The sequence below is a fragment of the Streptomyces sp. CB02366 genome (assembly GCF_001905905.1).
GTDB lineage: Bacteria > Actinomycetota > Actinomycetes > Streptomycetales > Streptomycetaceae > Streptomyces.
Map to the genome: position 1 here is coordinate 986,576 of NZ_LIVT01000001.1, position 15,710 is coordinate 1,002,285.

Below are 15,710 nucleotides of genomic sequence, written 5' to 3' on the forward strand. Positions count from 1 at the left end.
GGCGTATTGCCGAAAGGCGGTGATCACCGCCCTGATCGAGCTTGCCCGATTTGCCCGTTACGGCGTCAATAAAGCCGTACGGAAAGCGGATTCGAGGATTCCGAACGTAACTGTGTCGCAACACACGTTTCTTGATGGGACCCCTACAGCCCTGATAGCGCTAGTACTCATGTCCCACACCGCTCACATACCCAGCCACCGGAAGCCCCGTCAGCGTGCCTCCACGTCGGCCCTGCGCGCCGGAGTCGCCGGTGGCGTCCTCAGCACCATCGCGGTCGCGGGTGCCGCCGGTCCGGCCCAGGCCGAGCCGGTGACCCAGACGATCGAGATGCCCACCATCGCGTCCGGCTTCTCCGCCGCCGCTGCCGCCTCCGCCCAGGCCACGCAGCAGCTCGCGCTCGACATGGAGAAGCAGGCGGACCAGGACGCCGCGGCCGAGAAGGCCGCGAAGGCGGCCAAGAAGGCCCACGCCGAGGCCGTCCGCAAGGACGAGGCCGAGAAGAAGGCCGAAGCCGCCGCGAAGGCCAAGGCGGAGGCGGAGGCCAAGGAGCGCGCCGAGCGTGCTTCCCGGACCGCCGAGCGCACCACGCTCAGCGCCTCCACCGGCGCCTCGGACTCCTCCCCGTCGGGCAGCTCCTCCGCCTCCGCCTCCGCCCCGTCGTCCTCCTCGAACGTGAGCGGTTCCGCCGCCTCCATCGTGGCGTTCGCCAAGGCCCAGGTCGGCGACGCGTACGTCTCCGGCGGCACCGGCCCGAACGCGTGGGACTGCTCGGGCCTGGTCCAGGCCGCCTACCGCACGGCGGGCATCGACCTGCCGCGCGTCTCCCAGGCGCAGTCGACTTACGGCACGCAGGTCTCCCTGGACAACCTCCAGCCCGGCGACATCCTGTACTGGGGCGGCGCGGGCAGCGCCTACCACGTCGCGATCTACGTCGGCGGCGGCCAGTTCGTCGGCGCGCAGAACTCCAGCACCGGCACGGTGCAGCGCTCCATGGACTACGACCGGCCGACCGGCGCGGTCCGCGTTCTCTGATTCACAAGCGCCCACGGGCGCTCCGGTGCACGGCGAAGGCCGCCGCTCCCCCGCTCGGGGGCGGCGGCCTTCGCCGTGCCCGGTACCCGGCCGGTGCACCGGGGCGAGGACTGCGGGTTCACTCTGATGCTGCGCAAAGGGCGGCCCATCGAGTGGCACGTGCGGCCCCTCACGTAACGGAGCCTCAGCGCCCCGCCTCCACCTCCGTACGGCCCCGCGCACGCCCACCCGTACGGCGGCCCCGCGCACTCCCCCGCGCCCGGTGCAGCAGCCACCGCGCTCCGGCGGTGAGCAGCGCCAGGGCCATGAGCAGGGTGCTCACCCACACCGGGCCGCGGTAGCCGAACCCGGCGTCCAGCGTCAGGCCGCCCGCCCACGGGCCCACCGTCGCGCCGAGGTTGAACGCCGTCGTCGAGAAGGCCCCGGCCAGCGTCGGCGCTCCGGGAGCCAGCCCCAGGACCCGGGTGATCAGCGCGGTGCCCGTACCGAAGGCGAGCATGCCCAGCAGCGGGATCAGCGCCAGCGCGAGCGCCGGGCGGCCCGCCGCCAGGGCGAGCGCCGCCCAGCCGAGGACGAGCGCGGTCATGCCCGTGGCGACGACCGCGACGGGGTGGGCGTCCGTGACCCGGCCCGCCACCGTGACCCCGGCGAACGCCCCCGCCCCGAAGAGGGCCAGGGCCACCGGCACCCAGCCCGCCCCCAGCCCCGTCTCGCGGGTCAGCAGCGGCTCCAGGTAGGAGAACGCGCAGAAGGTCGCCCCCTGCACCAGGGCCATCGTGAGCAGCACGGGCCGCAGCCGGGGGCCGGTCAGGACGCGCAGTTCGTCCCGTACGGGCACGGGCGCGGAGCCCTTCTCCGTACTCCGCCCGCCCGGGAGGGAGCGCAGCACCGCGACGACGGCGGGCAGGGAGACGAGTGCGACGGCCCAGAAGGCGGACCGCCACCCCCAGTGCTCCCCCAGCACCGCACCGGCCGGGACGCCCACCACGCAGGCGACCGTCACCCCGCCGACCACCACGGCCGTGGCCCGGCCCTTCAACCGGTCGGGGACCAGGGCGACGGCGGTGGACAGGGCCACCGCCCAGAAGCCCGCGTTGGCGAGGGCTCCGACGAAGCGGGTCGCGAGGAGGACGCCGTAGCTCGGGGTGAGGGCCCCGACGACGTGGACGGCGATGAACACCGCGAGGAAGAACAGCAGGGCGCGGCGGCGCGGCCAGGTGCGGCCGGCCAGCGCCATGAGCGGCGCGCCGACGACCATCCCGACGGCGAAGGCGGAGGTGAGGAGACCTGCGGCGGAGAGGGAGACGCCGAGGTCGGCGGCGATGCCCGAGACCAGCCCGGACAGCATGAACTCGGAGGTGCCCTGGGCGAAGACCGCGAGGCCCAGGACGTATACGGCGAATGGCATGGGTGGGTACCCCTTGGACGGAACCGTCGCGTGGACAGACAGACCGGAGTGCGGGATACGGGCCGCGCGGACGCCCGCCGCCGGAGCCGGAGGGGCCTGGCGGGGCTGCTTCCGGGGCGCCGACGAGGGCCGGGCCGGAAGGGGCGGCGCGGAGAAGTGCCCGGCGGTGACCGGGCGGCGATGTGCCGGTGGTCGGCCGGTGGCACGAACCCGGCGTACGGCGGTGGATCAGCGCGTACGCGGAAGGGGAACGGCCCGCACCCGCGGTGGGCCGGGGGGGCGTGGAACCGTGGCGAAGGGGGCCGGGGACCCGGAGGGTCAGCCGGCGGCGCTCAGCGGGAACACGGCCACCGGCGCACCGGTGGCCGGAGTCTGTCGGACTCGGGGCTGTTCATGGGACGGGAGCCTACCGGCAGTGCGCTGCGACCTCCAGCGGCTTTCGCCCCGGCGCGGGACGCCCCGGAACAGAACCGTCCGGAGGCGCGCGGAAGGGACGGCCCGCGACAGGCGACACGGGCCGCGCCGGGGTCACCAGGGGGCGGCGCAGCCGTGACGAACCTGCGGGGCGCGAAGCCGCGCCGCGCGCCCGCTCCCCGCGGCTCGCAGTCGTCCGGGTCAGCCGCGACCAGGGCTTGTCGCGCGGGCCGGTGGCGACCAGGGCTTGTCGTCCGGGTCAGCGGCGGCGGGGGCGGGAGTGGGCCCGCTGCGGCTCTCTGGCCGAGGTGGTGGGGGCGGGCGGAGCCTCGTACGCGGCGTCGAAGTCTTCGTCCTCGTCCGTCGCGGTCGGGTCCACGGCGAAGCGGGGCTCCAGGAAGAGGTCCTGGTGCTGGGGCAGGGAGGCGGTCGTCATGGCTGTCTGTCCTCGGGGTCGCAGCGCTTTACCGGCTCTCTGTACCCCGCCGGCCTGCGTTCGATGTGGTCGTGCATCAAGAAAAAAGTGGTGCGCTCCGCGTGCCGTCTCTGAGGGCGGGGCGGGGGCGGACGCCGGCCGGTCGGTCCGCACTGTCGGCAACCGGGGGCGCGCAAATCATCGCACACGATCACCCGGGGTGCCGGAGATTAACCCGGGGCAGGAGATGGAACGGCGGGTTCGGGCGGATGAATGACCCCCACCCTCGTCACCTAACGTTCATTTCGCGTTACTCGTTAGGACTTTAGGCTGGAGAGTACACGCGTTCACCAAGGCGGCGAGGGGAGCTACCGATGGCACAGCGGCCCGTGATGGAACTGGTGAGCACCATCCGTCACGACGGTGACGGCGGTGTCCTCGACGAGTTGGACACGGTCGAGGCGGCGGGCCAGTGGCTGCGCCGCCGGGCCGGGGGCGTCGGCGGCATCGGAGAACTCGCCGTGGACGGGGAGTTGAGGGAGGCCGTCCTCCTGGTGCGCCGGGCGGTGAGGTCCCTGTTCGCCCGAGCGGTCGGCCCGGCCCCGCCCAGCCCGGTCGACGCCCACCGCCTGATGCCCGTGGACGAGGCGCTGGCCGCCCTGAACGCCGCCTCCGCCCGGGAGGCGGTGGTGCCGCAGCTCCACTGGCCCTCCGGAGGGGAGCCCACGGCCGCTCTGGCGTCGGCCGAGGCCGACCCGCGCGTACGGCTGATCGCCCTGCTGGCGCGCGACGCGGTGGACTTCCTGACCGGCCCGCAGCGCGAACACCTGCGGGCCTGCCACGCGCCGCGCTGCGCCCGGTACTTCGTCCGCAGTCACGGACGGCAGGAGTGGTGCACCCCCGCCTGCGGAAACCGCGCGCGGGTGGCCCGCCACTACGGGCGGGCACGGGAAGCGGCCGCCAACGCGGCAGCGGAACGCGCCACCTGACGACCCATCACCCATCAAGCGAAAATGGCCCAGCCATTCCGTCGTCAAGTGGCCCACGGTCAGGGCCACTCGCTCCCCTAGGTTCGAATTCCGAGCAGGTGGCCGCCCATGCCACACGACGGAACGGGGTCGGTACGGTCATGCACGCACGATGGATTCCCGCCGCCGGTCCGGCGCGCGGTCTGGCGGTCGCCCAGCTGGTCAACTCGCTGGGGGACGGAGCCTATTACGTCTGCTCCGCGCTGTACTTCTCGCAGGTGGTCGGTCTCCCGGCCGCACGCATCGGGCTCGGACTGACGATCGCGTGGGGCGTCGGAGCGGTCGCGGGGGTGCCGCTCGGGCAGCTCGCCGACCGGGTCGGCCCCCGCCGGACGGCCGTCGCCCTGGCCGTCGCCACATCGCTCAGCGTCGCCGCCTTCCTCCTCGTACGGTCGTTCCCGTCGTTCCTCCTGGTGGCCTGCGCCTACGCGACCGCGCAGTGCGGGCTCGCCGCCGCCCGGCAGTCGCTGCTGGCCGGACTGGTCGACCGGGACGGCCGGACCGGTGTGCTCGCCCATCTCCAGTCGGCGCTCAACGCGGGCCTGGCGCTGGGGGCGGCCGTCGGCGGGGTGGCCCTGCACATCGGGACGGCCGGTGCGTACCTCACCGCGCTGGCGCTGGACGCCGCCGCGTTCGCGGGGTGCGCCCTGCTGCTGGCCCGGCTGCCGGAGCCGGCCCGGAGCCCGGCGGCCGTACCCCGGCGGGGCGCGGACCCGACCGTGCTGCGGGACCGGCCGTACGCGCTGGTCACTCTGCTCAACATGGTCATGCTGCTGCGGATGCCGCTGATCAGCCTGGCCGTTCCGCTCTGGATCGCCGAGCGGACCGCCGCTCCGGGCTGGGCCGTCTCGGCGCTCCTGGTGCTCAACACGGGGGCCGTGATGCTCTTCCAGGTCCGTACGGCCTCCGTCGTACGCGATCTGCCGAGCGCCGTCCGGACCGTACGCAGCGGCGGGGTCCTGATGCTGGCCTCCTGCGCGGCCTTCGCCGTCACCGCGCTCGACGCGCCCCTGTGGGTGCTGTTCGCGGTGCTGCTGGTGGCCGCCGGGCTCCAGGTGTGGGGCGAGATGCGGCAGTCGGCGGGGGCGTGGCAGATCAGCTTCGACCTGGCCCCCGCGGGGCGGCAGGGGCAGTACCAGGGCCTGTTCGGGGCGGGGGTTCCGGTGGCGCGCATGCTCGGGCCGCTGCTGCTGACCGCGCTGATCGTGTCCTGGGGCGTCCCCGGCTGGCTGCTGCTCGGAGCGCTGTTCCTCGGGGCGGGGCTGGCGATGGGGCCGGCGGTGCGGTGGGCGGAGCGGAGCCGGAGCCGGGCACCACCACGCCGGAGCCGGTGCGCACAGGCGCCACGGGCCCGGAGCCGGCCCCGGCGGGACCGGCTCCGGCCGGGGTCACGCCTTCGGGGCGACCTTCGACAGTCCGTTGATGATGCGGTCCATCGCGTCGCCGCCCTGCGGGTCGGTCAGGTTGGCCAGCATCTTGAGGGTGAACTTCATCAGCAGCGGATGGGTCAGGCCGCGCTGGGTGGCGACCTTCATGACCTTCGGGTTGCCGATCAGCTTCACGAAGGCGCGGCCCATCGTGTAGTAGCCGCCGTAGGTCTCCTTGAGCACCTTCGGGTAGTTGTTCAGGGCCAGTTCGCGCTGGGCGGGGGTGGCGCGGGCGTGGGCCTGGACGATGACGTCGGCCGCGATCTGGCCCGACTCCATGGCGTACGCGATGCCCTCGCCGTTGAACGGGTTGACCATGCCGCCCGCGTCACCGACGAGCAGCAGGCCCTTGGTGTAGTGCGGCTGGCGGTTGAAGGCCATCGGGAGCGCCGCGCCCCGGATCGGCATCGTCATGTTCTCCGGGGTGTAGCCCCAGTCCTCCGGCATCGAGGCGCACCACGCCTTGAGGACCTCGCGCCAGTCCAGCTCCTTGAAGGCGGAGGAGGAGTTGAGGATGCCGAGGCCCACGTTGGAGGTGCCGTCGCCCATGCCGAAGATCCAGCCGTAGCCGGGCAGCAGCCGGTCCTCGGCGCCGCGCCGGTCCCACAGCTCCAGCCAGGACTCCAGGTAGTCGTCGTCGTGGCGGGGCGAGGTGAAGTACGTCCGCACGGCGACGCCCATCGGGCGGTCCTCGCGGCGGTGCAGGCCCATCGCGAGGGAGAGCCGGGTGGAGTTGCCGTCGGCGGCGACGACGAGCGGGGCGTGGAAGGTGACCGGGGTCTTCTCCTCGCCGATCTTCGCCTCCACACCGGTGATGCGGCCGGTGCGCTCGTCGCGGACGGGCGCGCCCACGTTGCAGCGCTCGTACAGCCGGGCGCCCGCCTTCTGCGCCTGCCGGGCGAGCTGTTCGTCGAAGTCGTCGCGCTTGCGGACCAGCCCGTAGTCCGGGTAGGAGGCGAGTTCCGGCCAGTCGAGCTGGAGCCGGACGCCGCCGCCGATGATGCGCAGGCCCTTGTTGCGCAGCCAGCCCGCCTCCTCGGAGATGTCGATCCCCATCGAGACGAGCTGCTTCGTGGCACGGGGCGTGAGCCCGTCGCCGCAGACCTTCTCGCGGGGGAAGGCGGTCTTCTCCAGGAGCAGGACGTCGAGCCCGGCCTTGGCGAGGTAGTAGGCGGTCGTGGAGCCGGCTGGGCCCGCTCCGACGACGATCACGTCCGCGCTGTTCTCGGAGAGGGGCTCGGTCACGGTCGGATCTCCCGAAGACTCGAATTCGCGTGCCGCGCGGCACATGTCCCGTGCAGTCTATGGGGGCCTGCAGACCAACCCTCCGAAGGGCTCCCCCATGTCGATCGCGCCTGCCACGCCCCACTCCCCGGCCCCCGCCGTACGCCTCCGGGTTCCGACCGACGAAGACGCCCTGACCTGGTACCGGGTGTTCGACGACCCCGAGGTGATGGAGTTCTTCGGGGGCCGCCGGGCCGACCTCTGCGTGTACGAGGAGCTGACCGCGCGCCAGCGGCGGCACGACGCGGAGCTGGGCTACTGCCTGTGGACGGTCACGGACGAGGAGGACGCGGTCCTCGGCTTCACCGGGGCGCAGCCGTGGCCTCACACGCACTACGGGCCGGTCGGCGCGACCGAGATCGGCTGGCGGCTGGGGCGTGCGGCCTGGGGGCGCGGGTACGCCTCCGCCGCCGCCCGCACCACGCTGGAGCGGGTACGGGCGGCGGGGGTGGGCGAGGTGGTCGCGATGATCCACGCGGAGAACGCCCGGTCGATGGCGGTCGCGGAGCGGCTCGGGATGCGGCGCGCCGAGTCGTACGACACCCCGCGCGGCCAGGTGGCCGTCTGCTTCCGCCTGGAGCTGTGAGGCCGGGGGCGTAGGCCCCCCTGCCGGGACCTGACGGGACCTGACGGGACCGAGCGGGACCGGGCGGCGCCGGCCGTTACCGGGTCAGGCGCGGGTGGCCCGGTGCAGGGCCACCACGCCGCCGGTCAGGTTGCGCCAGGCGACGTTCGACCAGCCCGCCTTCTGGAGCAGTGCGGCGAGGGCGGGCTGGTCGGGCCAGTCGCGGATGGACTCGGCGAGGTAGACGTACGCGTCCGGGTTGGAGGAGACCGCGCGGGCGGCCGGCGGGATCGCCCGCATCAGGTACTCCGTGTAGACCGTGCGGAACGGCGCCCAGGTCGGCTGGGAGAACTCGCAGATCACGACCCGGCCGCCCGGCTTCGTCACCCGGTACAGCTCGCGCAGCGCGACCTCGGTGTCCTGGATGTTGCGCAGCCCGAAGGAGATCGTGACGGTGTCGAACACCTCGTCCCTGAACGGCAGCTTCATGCCGTCGCCCGCCGTGAACGGCATCCAGGGGTGGCGCTCCTTGCCGACCTTGAGCATCCCGAGCGAGAAGTCGCACGGCACGACGTAGGCGCCCGCCCGCACGAAGGGCTGCGAGGAGGTCGCCGTCCCGGCCGCCAGGTCCAGGACCTTCTGCGCGGGGCGGGCGTCGACCGCGCGGGCCACCGCCTTGCGCCACAGCCGGGCCTGGCCGAGCGAGATCACGTCGTTGGTCAGGTCGTAGTTGGCCGCCACACCGTCGAACATCGAGGCGACTTCGTGCGGCTGCTTTTCCAGGGAGGCTCGGGTCACCCTTCCATTCAAGCAGCCGGGCCGCCGGGACCGGCGAGGGCGGTCGCCCGCGGCGGCGGCGGGCTCCGCGACCCGGTGGCCCGGGGCGGTCCGCCGACGGGCCCGGCCGGCGCCCCGCGCACCGGCCTCCCCTCTTCTCCCCCTCCTTCTCCACCTCTTCGGCGCGCGGGCGCCCGGCGGCGGGTGAAAGTCCGAGGGCAGGGAAGCAGCGCGAGGAGGCCCGGAAACGGAACCCGCGGCACCCGCATCACCGTCTTTCTCCGTGCCCGCCCCCCACGCCCCGTCCCCCGACGTACGGAGCCACGCCCCACCATGCCGAGACCCCTGCCTCCCGTGCCGCCGTACGCCGCTGCCGTGGCGCCCCTCCCCTCCGGACCGCCGCCTCACCGGGAGCCGATCGCGTACACCGACGCGAACCCGGCGCCGTGGAGCGGGGCCGCCGCGTGACGCCTCGCCGCACGACCGGCACCCTCCCGCCCGCGTACGGAGCGCCCGCCCGCGACGAGGAAACGTTCCGCCTCCGGGTGCCGCCGCCCCGGCCCCCGGGCGGCGCCGGGACCGGCTCCCCGCCCGCGTCCCGCTCCCGGTCGGCCGCGCGGTCGCGGGTGCGGGTGCGGCGGCAGCGGAACCGGCGGCGGGTGGTCTCGCTCGCCGTGCTGGCGCTCGTGGTGGCGGCGGGCGCGGCCCTGCTCGTCGGCCGGCCCTGGCAGGACGGGGGCGGCCCGGCGGACGCTGCTCCGGGCGCCGCGGCCCCGGCGGGCGGCCCGGACAACGCGTCCGAGCCGCTGGAGGACGCCCCCGCGCCCCCTCCCCCGCCGGCCCCGGCCCCGACCTCCTCCTCCGATGGCGACCCGGGCGCCGAGGACATCCCCGCCTCGGGGCCCGGCACGTTCACCGTGGCCCGGGCGGGCGTCGCCCCGAAGGGCCGGGGCAGCGCGTACCGGGTCGAGGTGGAGGACGGCATCGGCGTCGATCCCGACCGGGCCGCCGAGGAGATCGCCGCCGTCCTCGCCGATCCGCGCGGCTGGGGCCACGACGGTGAGCACACGTTCCGCCAGGTCGCCGACGGGTCGGCCGGGCTGGTGATCCGGATCGCCACTCCGGCGACCACCGACCGGATGTGCGGTGCGTACGGCCTCAGGACGCGCGGCGAGGTCAACTGCCGGGGCGGCGAGAAGGTGATGGTCAACCTGAAGCGCTGGCAGCTCGGTTCGCCGCAGTTCGACGGGCCCGTCGCGGAGTACCGGGCGCTGATCGTCAACCACGAGGTCGGCCACTGGCTGGGGCGCGGCCACGAGACGTGCCCGGGGAAGGGGCGTCCCGCGCCCGCGATGATGCAGCAGATCGACGGTTTGAAGGGGTGCGTCGCCAACGCCTGGCCGTACGACGCGAAGGGGCGCTACCTGGGCGGCCCGAAGGTGCCGTGACCTGACCTGACCTCCCGTACCGAACCGGCTCCGGCCGGCAGGGCCTCAGCGGGCGCGGTGCACGAGCCGCCCCGCGAGGACCGTCGCCACGCAGCGGTCCGCGCCCGCCGCGTACAGCGCGCTCTCGTCGGGCACGTCGAAGACCGCGAGGTCCGCCCGGCCGCCCACGGTCAGCGGGGCGCCCGCCGTACGGGCCAGGCCGCCGCCCGCCGCGAAGGGGTCCAGGTCCGGCGGGCCCTCGCGTACGGGCGGCGGCGGGACCACGACCAGCCCCGACCGGGCGACGGCCGCGCGCAGCGCCGGGTCGTCCGTGCCCAGCGGGCCGGCCAGGTGCGTGGTGCCGTGGCGCAGCATCCGCTGGAGGCCGCGCCGGACGCTGCCGGCCCGCCGGGTCGCGTCCATGGTCGCCGCGAGCCGGTCGAACGCCTCGCCCCACAGCGGGAGTTCTCCCAGCTCGTCGGCCTCGCGGGGGTCCGGGTGGTAGCAGCGGGTGAGCAGGTCGGCGGCCCGGTCCTGGCGCAGGCCGGGGGTGAGGACGCCGGGCCAGCGGCGGATGCGGGCGGCCGGGTGCGCGGCGGCGACCTCCGCGTACGGGCCGAGGGCGGCGATCCGGTCCCCGTCCACCGCGACCGCCCCGTCCACGACGGCCGCCGCGCCCACCGGCAGGACCAGGGGCGCGGCGTGGAGCGTCAGCACGGGGACGTCAGTTGGCGTTGAGGAGCTTGAGCTCCGGGTGGGCCGTGCCGCCCTCGATCGCGACGGACGAGATGTGCGAGACGACGCGCTCGTCGACCGGGTCCTTCGCCGGGTCGTCGTGCACGACCAGGTGCTCGTACGTCGTGGCGCGCTGGGCGGGAACCCGGTCCGCCTTGCGGATCAGGTCGATGATCTCCAGCCGGTTGGAGCGGTGCTTGGCCCCGGCCGAGGAGACGACGTTCTCCTCCAGCATGATCGAGCCGAGGTCGTCCGCGCCGTAGTGCAGCGACAGCTGGCCGACCTCCTTGCCGGTGGTCAGCCAGGAGCCCTGGATGTGGGCGACGTTGTCGAGGAAGAGCCGGGCGATGGCGATCATCCGCAGGTACTCGAAGAGGGTCGCCTGCGTCTGTCCCTTCAGCTTGTTGTTCTCCGGCTGGTAGGTGTACGGGATGAAGGCGCGGAAGCCGCCCGTGCGGTCCTGCACGTCCCGGATCATCCGCAGGTGCTCGATGCGCTCGGCGTTGGTCTCGCCGGTGCCCATCAGCATGGTGGAGGTCGACTCGACGCCGAGGCCGTGGGCGATCTCCATGATCTCCAGCCAGCGCTCGCCGGACTCCTTGAGCGGGGCGATGGCGGTGCGCGGCCGGGCGGGCAGCAGCTCGGCGCCCGCGCCCGCGAAGGAGTCGAGCCCGGCGGCGTGGATGCGGCGGATGGCCTCCTCGGCGGAGACCTTCGAGATCCGGGCCATGTGCTCGATCTCCGAGGCGCCCAGCGAGTGGATGACCAGCTGCGGGAACGCCTTCTTGATCGCGGAGAAGTGCTCCTCGTAGTACTCCACGCCGAAGTCCGGGTGGTGGCCGCCCTGGAACATGATCTGGGTGCCGCCCAGCTCCACGGTCTCCGCGCAGCGGCGCAGGATGTCGTCGAGGTCGCGGGTCCAGCCCTTGGCGGTGTCCTTGGGCGGGGCGTAGAAGGCGCAGAACTTGCAGGCCGTCACGCACACGTTGGTGTAGTTGATGTTGCGCTCGATGATGTACGTCGCGATGTGCTCCGTACCGGCGTAGCGGCGGCGGCGTACGGCGTCGGCGGCGGCGCCCAGGGCGTGCAGCGGCGCGGACCGGTAGAGGTCGAGCGCCTCCTCGGGGGTGATCCGACCGCCTTCGGCGGCTCGGTCGAGGACGGGCTGAAGGTCGGCCTTCTCGGTCACCGGGCTGTCACCTTTCGGCGGTTTCTTCGACGATCCACGGACCGATCCAGCGTACGCCAGCCCCTTGCGCGATCAGTCGCCGGACCGGGTGAGCCTGCCGTACGGGAGACCGGCGGCGCGTTCCTTCGAGCGGTAGTCCAGGGCGCCGTCCCCGGTGAGGCGGAAGACCAGGTCGGCCTCGGCGTCGGTGCACAGGCCGGGGGTGCTGGGGCGGTCCGGGTCGGTGGTCTCGCGGATGTTCAGCTCCTTCGCGGTGCCGGAGACGAGCGTGCCGACGCTGTTGCAGGTGACGGTGACCCCGAGCTGGGAGATCGTCGTGCTCATCCGGACGACCCGCGCGCCGCGTCTCCCCTCGGTGAAGACGGCGGTGAGCGTGCCGTGGGGCTGTCCGGTCGTCTTCTCGGTGACCGAACCCTTCCAGGTGCCGACGTACGCCTTCGGCAGCGCGCGGACCGGGGGCCCGCCCGCGTCGCCGGTGCCGGTGGGCGACGGCTTCTCCCCGGCCGGCGGGTGCTCGGAAGCGGAGGCGGAGGGCTTCCCCGCCGCGTCCGTGCCCCGGTCGGCGTCGCCCTCCGGGAAGAAGCCGTCGAGCAGGCCGGTGCCGAGGGTGACGACGGCGAGCGCGCCCGCCACGGCCAGGGCGACGGTGCAGCTGACCCGGCGGCTGCGGCGCTCCCCGGCGCCCGGCCCGTCCTCGGCACTGACGGTGACGGAGAAGCGGGGGTCGGCGGTGCGCTGCCCCGGCAGGCCGCCCGGGCCGGGCCCCCGGCCGCCGTCGCTCTGCCGGTAGGTCCCGGCGTGCGTGGGGGGCGGGGGCGAGGTGGAGGCGGGCCGCGCGCGCGGGGGCGCCGACGGCGGGGGCGGGGGCGGGGGCGGCGTCCCGTACGCGTCGTCCTGCGGATGCGGTGCGCCGTACAGGTCGTCCTGCGGATGCGGCGCCCTGAACGGTACGTCCCGCGGCGCTTCCTGCGGGCGGGGCTCCCCGTACGCCTCGTCCCGCGGAGCTTCCTGCGGGCGCGGTGTCCCGTACGCCTCCTCCTGCGGGCGCGGTGGTCCGTAGGGCGCGTCCCGGGCCGGGCGCTGCGGCCTGTACGCCGCGTCCTGCGGGGGCGGGGGGACGGGAGGTCCGAACGGCCCGCCGCCCCGGCCCGGCGCGGCCGTTCCCGGCCCGGCTCCCAGCGAGGCGCTGCTGAACGGTACGGGCCCCGACTGCACCGGCCCGTCCTGCGGCTCCAGGTCCAGCAGCGCCACCGCCGACCGGCTGACCTCGCTCACCAGCCGGGCCGGCAGCCAGCCGCCCGCCACCATCGCCGCCGCCCCCTCCGGGGCGAGCGCCCGTGCCAGGTCGGCCGGGGCGGGGCGGGCCGCCGGGTCCTTGGCCAGGCAGCCCTCGACCACCGCGCGCAGCTCGCCCTCCAGCTCGCCCAGCTCGGGTTCCTCGTGGACCACCTTGTAGAGGAGGACGGCGGAGGAGTCGCCGGGGAAGGGGGCCTCGCCCGTCGCCGCGTACGCCAGGACCGCGCCCAGCGAGAAGACGTCGGCCGCGCCCGAGACGTCCACACCCCGGATCTGCTCGGGCGCCATGTAACCGGGCGAGCCGACCGAGACCCCGGTGGAGGTGAGCGAGACGGTCGCGCCGAGCGCCCGCGCGATACCGAAGTCGATGAGGCGGGGCCCGTCGAGGGCGAGCAGCACGTTGGACGGCTTCACATCGCGGTGGACGATGCCCTGGCCGTGGACGGCGGCCAGCGCCTCGGCCAGCCCCGCGCCCAGGGTCCGTACCGCGTGCTCGGGCAGCGGGCCGTGCTCGGTGATCGCCTGGGAGAGCGGCGGCCCGGCCACGTACCCGGTCGCCACCCACGGCACCGGCGCGTCCGGGTCCGCGTCCAGGACGGGCGCGGTCCACTGGGCTCCGACGCGCCGGGCCGCCTCCACCTCGCGCCGGAACCGGGCGCGGAACTGCTCGTCGAGCGCGAAATGGGGGTGGACGACCTTGACCGCGACGGTGCGCCCGCCCGCGCTGCGCCCCAGATAGACCCGGCCCATGCCGCCCGCGCCGAGCCTGCCGAGCAGGCGGTAGGCGCCGATGGTGTGCGGTTCGCCCGCTTCCAGCGGCTGCATCGTTGGACTCCCCCTGTGAACCCTGCGGACGGTGGAACCGTGGACGGCGGAGCCTGTGGACGGTCCGGGTCCGGACCGAAGCCTAGGGGGCGCCACCGGCCCGGTCACCGGGAAACGGCCGGACCATTCCCCCTTCTCCGGTCAGGAGGGGATCATTTCCCCCGGGGAAAGGCGCGAATGCGCTGTTCCACCGCCTCCCATTCCCTATCCGGAACGGTATCCGGAGCGGGTATCGCACACGGTTTCGCCGGGCGCGGTATCGGGACACCTGCGCGAGGCCCTCTTCGCGGACGCCCGTCCGGCGCCCTTCTCCCGGAGCCCCCGCGCCCTCTTCCGGGGGAAAAGCGAATTCCCCCCCGGGGAACGGCTCAGCCGCCGAGCAGCTCCACCCGGACGTCGGCCGGATAGCCGGTGTCCCGTCCCGTCCGGCGGGCGAATTCGCGGACGCCGGCGAGCTGGTCCGGTCCGAAGCGGAAGTCGAGCGTCGTGAAGTACTCCTCCAGCACCGCCGCGTCGAACGACTCCCAGCGGGCGGCCTGCTCCGCGACCTTGGCGACCTCCTCCAGGGAGAGGTCCCGGGAGGCCAGGAACGCCTCGTGGACCCGGGCCGCCTGCTCGGGGTGGGCGGCGAGGTAGTCCTTGCGGGCCGCCCAGACGGCGAAGACGAACGGCAGCCCCGTCCACTCCTTCCACATCTGGCCCAGGTCGTGGACCTGGAGCCCGAGCCGGGGGGCGTCGTGCAGGTTGGCGCGGAGCGCGGCGTCGCCGATGAGCACCGCGGCGTCCGCCTCGCGCATCATCAGCCCCAGGTCGGGCGGGCAGGTGTAGTAGTCGGGCCGGACCCCGTACCGCTCGGCGAGCAGGAGCTGCGCCAGCCGCACGGAGGTGCGGGAGGTCGATCCGAGTGCCACGCGGGCCCGGTCCAGCTGCTCCAGCGGGAGCTGGGAGACGATCACGCAGGACATGACGGGGCCGTCGCAGCCGACCGCGATGTCGGGGAAGGCCACCAGGTCGTCGGCGTTGCGCAGGTACTCCACGAGGGTGACCGGACCGATGTCCAGGTCGCCCCTGACCAGCTGCTCGCTGAGCCGCTCCGGGGTGTCCTTGGAGAGCTCCAGGTCGAGCAGGGTCCCCGTACGCGCCAGGCCCCAGTAGAGCGGGAGGCAGTTCAGGAACTGGATGTGGCCGACGCGGGGCCGGCTGCGACGGTTCTCGTCGCCTTCATGGGGGGAGACGGTTGAATTGTCCACATCGCGAGGCTAGACCCGCGTCCGGCCGGGGGCGCCACCGGGGCCGTGCGCCCCCTCCCGCGCCGGGTCCGCACACCGGTCCGCGCCGCCCCGCGGGGCCCCCTCCGGAAGGGGCTCCCGGACGGCTCTCCCCGAACGTCCCGCGGGGCTGTTCAAACATACGGGTGAAGTGATCTTTCCCTCTACCGCTCTCCGGAGACCCCATGCTAGGCTCGCCGCCAAGTTGCAGTTTGGTTTCCCTTGCAGTACAGAGCCTGCGGAGCATGTAACCCGCAGGCTTTTGTAGTTTTCAGACTTGTTTGCAGGTTCTGGAGCAGGGCAACCCTTTGGCCCAAGGAGGGCTTATGGCTACCGGAACCGTCAAGTGGTTCAACGCTGAAAAGGGCTTCGGCTTCATCGCCCAGGACGGCGGCGGCCCGGATGTCTTCGTTCACTACTCCGCGATCAACGCGTCCGGGTTCCGCTCCCTCGAGGAGAACCAGGTCGTGAACTTCGACGTCACTCAGGGGCCCAAGGGTCCGCAGGCTGAGAACGTCACCCCGGCCTAGTTGCCCGGGTCGGCCGATCGCGGTCGCACCAGCAGTACCCAAGGAGCCCTGCTCCCCCGCCGCGGCGGGGGAGCAGGGCTCCTGCCTGT

General features: G+C 74.1%; 13 protein-coding genes and 1 pseudogene. 6 read left to right on the top strand and 8 right to left on the bottom strand.

The annotated features are described in order from the left end of the window. Nucleotides 1-169: 169 nt before the first annotated feature. Nucleotides 170-1,033, top strand: coding sequence for a C40 family peptidase (locus AMK24_RS04365; RefSeq protein WP_073765079.1), 864 nt, complete (start codon nt 170-172; stop codon nt 1,031-1,033). 184 nt (nt 1,034-1,217) lie between these two features. On the opposite strand, the gene AMK24_RS04370 is transcribed toward AMK24_RS04365, so the two are convergent. Beyond that, the gene (locus AMK24_RS04370; protein ID WP_073765081.1) at nt 1,218-2,441 is read right to left on the bottom strand and encodes a Cmx/CmrA family chloramphenicol efflux MFS transporter; all 1,224 of its coding nucleotides are present in this window, start codon (nt 2,439-2,441) and stop codon (nt 1,218-1,220) included. 673 nt (nt 2,442-3,114) lie between these two features. Continuing rightward, nucleotides 3,115-3,291: a hypothetical protein gene (locus AMK24_RS34140; RefSeq protein WP_199876359.1), complete on the bottom strand. Its 177-nt coding sequence runs from the start codon at nt 3,289-3,291 to the stop codon at nt 3,115-3,117. Nucleotides 3,292-3,644: 353 nt separating this feature from the next. On the opposite strand from AMK24_RS34140, the gene AMK24_RS04375 reads away from it, so the two are divergent. Together AMK24_RS04375 and AMK24_RS04380 are read left to right on the top strand one after the other, a co-directional pair. Then, nucleotides 3,645-4,259: a CGNR zinc finger domain-containing protein gene (locus AMK24_RS04375; RefSeq protein ID WP_073765083.1), complete on the top strand. Its 615-nt coding sequence runs from the start codon at nt 3,645-3,647 to the stop codon at nt 4,257-4,259. Nucleotides 4,260-4,399: 140 nt separating this feature from the next. Further along, nucleotides 4,400-5,287 (top strand): annotated as a pseudogene (locus AMK24_RS04380) (MFS transporter); the annotation flags it as partial. A 399-nt stretch (nt 5,288-5,686) separates the two neighbouring features. Here the strand turns inward: AMK24_RS04380 and AMK24_RS04385 are convergent. After that, nucleotides 5,687-6,970, bottom strand: a complete 1,284-nt coding sequence (locus AMK24_RS04385; protein ID WP_073765085.1) for a geranylgeranyl reductase family protein — start codon at nt 6,968-6,970, stop codon at nt 5,687-5,689. A gap of 97 nt (nt 6,971-7,067) precedes the next feature. Between AMK24_RS04385 and AMK24_RS04390 the strand changes: the two genes are divergently transcribed. Next, nucleotides 7,068-7,595, top strand: coding sequence for a GNAT family N-acetyltransferase (locus AMK24_RS04390; RefSeq protein WP_073765087.1), 528 nt, complete (start codon nt 7,068-7,070; stop codon nt 7,593-7,595). An 84-nt stretch (nt 7,596-7,679) separates the two neighbouring features. Here the strand turns inward: AMK24_RS04390 and AMK24_RS04395 are convergent, their stop codons facing one another. Continuing rightward, nucleotides 7,680-8,372 carry a demethylmenaquinone methyltransferase gene (locus tag AMK24_RS04395; protein ID WP_073765089.1) on the bottom strand — a complete coding sequence of 231 codons (693 nt, stop codon included), beginning with the start codon at nt 8,370-8,372 and terminating at the stop codon, nt 7,680-7,682. A 443-nt stretch (nt 8,373-8,815) separates the two neighbouring features. Between AMK24_RS04395 and AMK24_RS04400 the strand changes: the two genes are divergently transcribed. Continuing rightward, nucleotides 8,816-9,799 carry a DUF3152 domain-containing protein gene (locus tag AMK24_RS04400; protein ID WP_073765091.1) on the top strand — a complete coding sequence of 328 codons (984 nt, stop codon included), beginning with the start codon at nt 8,816-8,818 and terminating at the stop codon, nt 9,797-9,799. 45 nt (nt 9,800-9,844) lie between these two features. On the opposite strand, the gene AMK24_RS04405 is transcribed toward AMK24_RS04400, so the two are convergent. The 4 genes from AMK24_RS04405 to AMK24_RS04420 all read right to left on the bottom strand — a co-directional run bounded on the left by AMK24_RS04405 (nt 9,845) and on the right by AMK24_RS04420 (nt 15,073). After that, on the bottom strand, nt 9,845-10,495 hold the full coding sequence (locus AMK24_RS04405; RefSeq protein ID WP_073765093.1) for an imidazolonepropionase-like domain-containing protein: 651 nt from the start codon (nt 10,493-10,495) through the stop codon (nt 9,845-9,847). Nucleotides 10,496-10,502: 7 nt separating this feature from the next. Further along, complete coding sequence (mqnC, locus tag AMK24_RS04410; RefSeq protein WP_073765095.1) at nt 10,503-11,702, bottom strand: cyclic dehypoxanthinyl futalosine synthase; 1,200 nt, start codon at nt 11,700-11,702, stop codon at nt 10,503-10,505. A 72-nt stretch (nt 11,703-11,774) separates the two neighbouring features. Then, nucleotides 11,775-13,823 (bottom strand): serine/threonine-protein kinase, encoded by a 2,049-nt coding sequence (locus tag AMK24_RS04415; RefSeq protein WP_073765097.1) that lies wholly within the window; start codon nt 13,821-13,823, stop codon nt 11,775-11,777. A 368-nt stretch (nt 13,824-14,191) separates the two neighbouring features. Beyond that, the gene (locus AMK24_RS04420) at nt 14,192-15,073 is read right to left on the bottom strand and encodes a menaquinone biosynthetic enzyme MqnA/MqnD family protein (RefSeq protein ID WP_073765099.1); all 882 of its coding nucleotides are present in this window, start codon (nt 15,071-15,073) and stop codon (nt 14,192-14,194) included. Between the two features lie 344 nt (nt 15,074-15,417). Between AMK24_RS04420 and AMK24_RS04425 the strand changes: the two genes are divergently transcribed. After that, a complete protein-coding gene (locus AMK24_RS04425; RefSeq protein ID WP_003967102.1) occupies nt 15,418-15,621 on the top strand; it encodes a cold-shock protein in 204 nt (67 codons plus the stop codon). Nucleotides 15,622-15,710: the final 89 nt, after the last annotated feature.

What these genes read in the sequence shown, in the direction of transcription:
- AMK24_RS04415 (WP_073765097.1), bottom strand. Translation starts at nt 13,823, where the DNA reads ATGCAGCCGCTGGAAGCGGGCGAACCGCACACCATCGGCGCCTACCGC.
- AMK24_RS04390 (WP_073765087.1), top strand. Translation starts at nt 7,068, where the DNA reads ATGTCGATCGCGCCTGCCACGCCCCACTCCCCGGCCCCCGCCGTACGC.
- AMK24_RS34140 (WP_199876359.1), bottom strand. Translation starts at nt 3,291, where the DNA reads ATGACGACCGCCTCCCTGCCCCAGCACCAGGACCTCTTCCTGGAGCCC.
- AMK24_RS04370 (WP_073765081.1), bottom strand. Translation starts at nt 2,441, where the DNA reads ATGCCATTCGCCGTATACGTCCTGGGCCTCGCGGTCTTCGCCCAGGGC.
- AMK24_RS04365 (WP_073765079.1), top strand. Translation starts at nt 170, where the DNA reads ATGTCCCACACCGCTCACATACCCAGCCACCGGAAGCCCCGTCAGCGT.
- AMK24_RS04425 (WP_003967102.1), top strand. Translation starts at nt 15,418, where the DNA reads ATGGCTACCGGAACCGTCAAGTGGTTCAACGCTGAAAAGGGCTTCGGC.
- AMK24_RS04375 (WP_073765083.1), top strand. Translation starts at nt 3,645, where the DNA reads ATGGCACAGCGGCCCGTGATGGAACTGGTGAGCACCATCCGTCACGAC.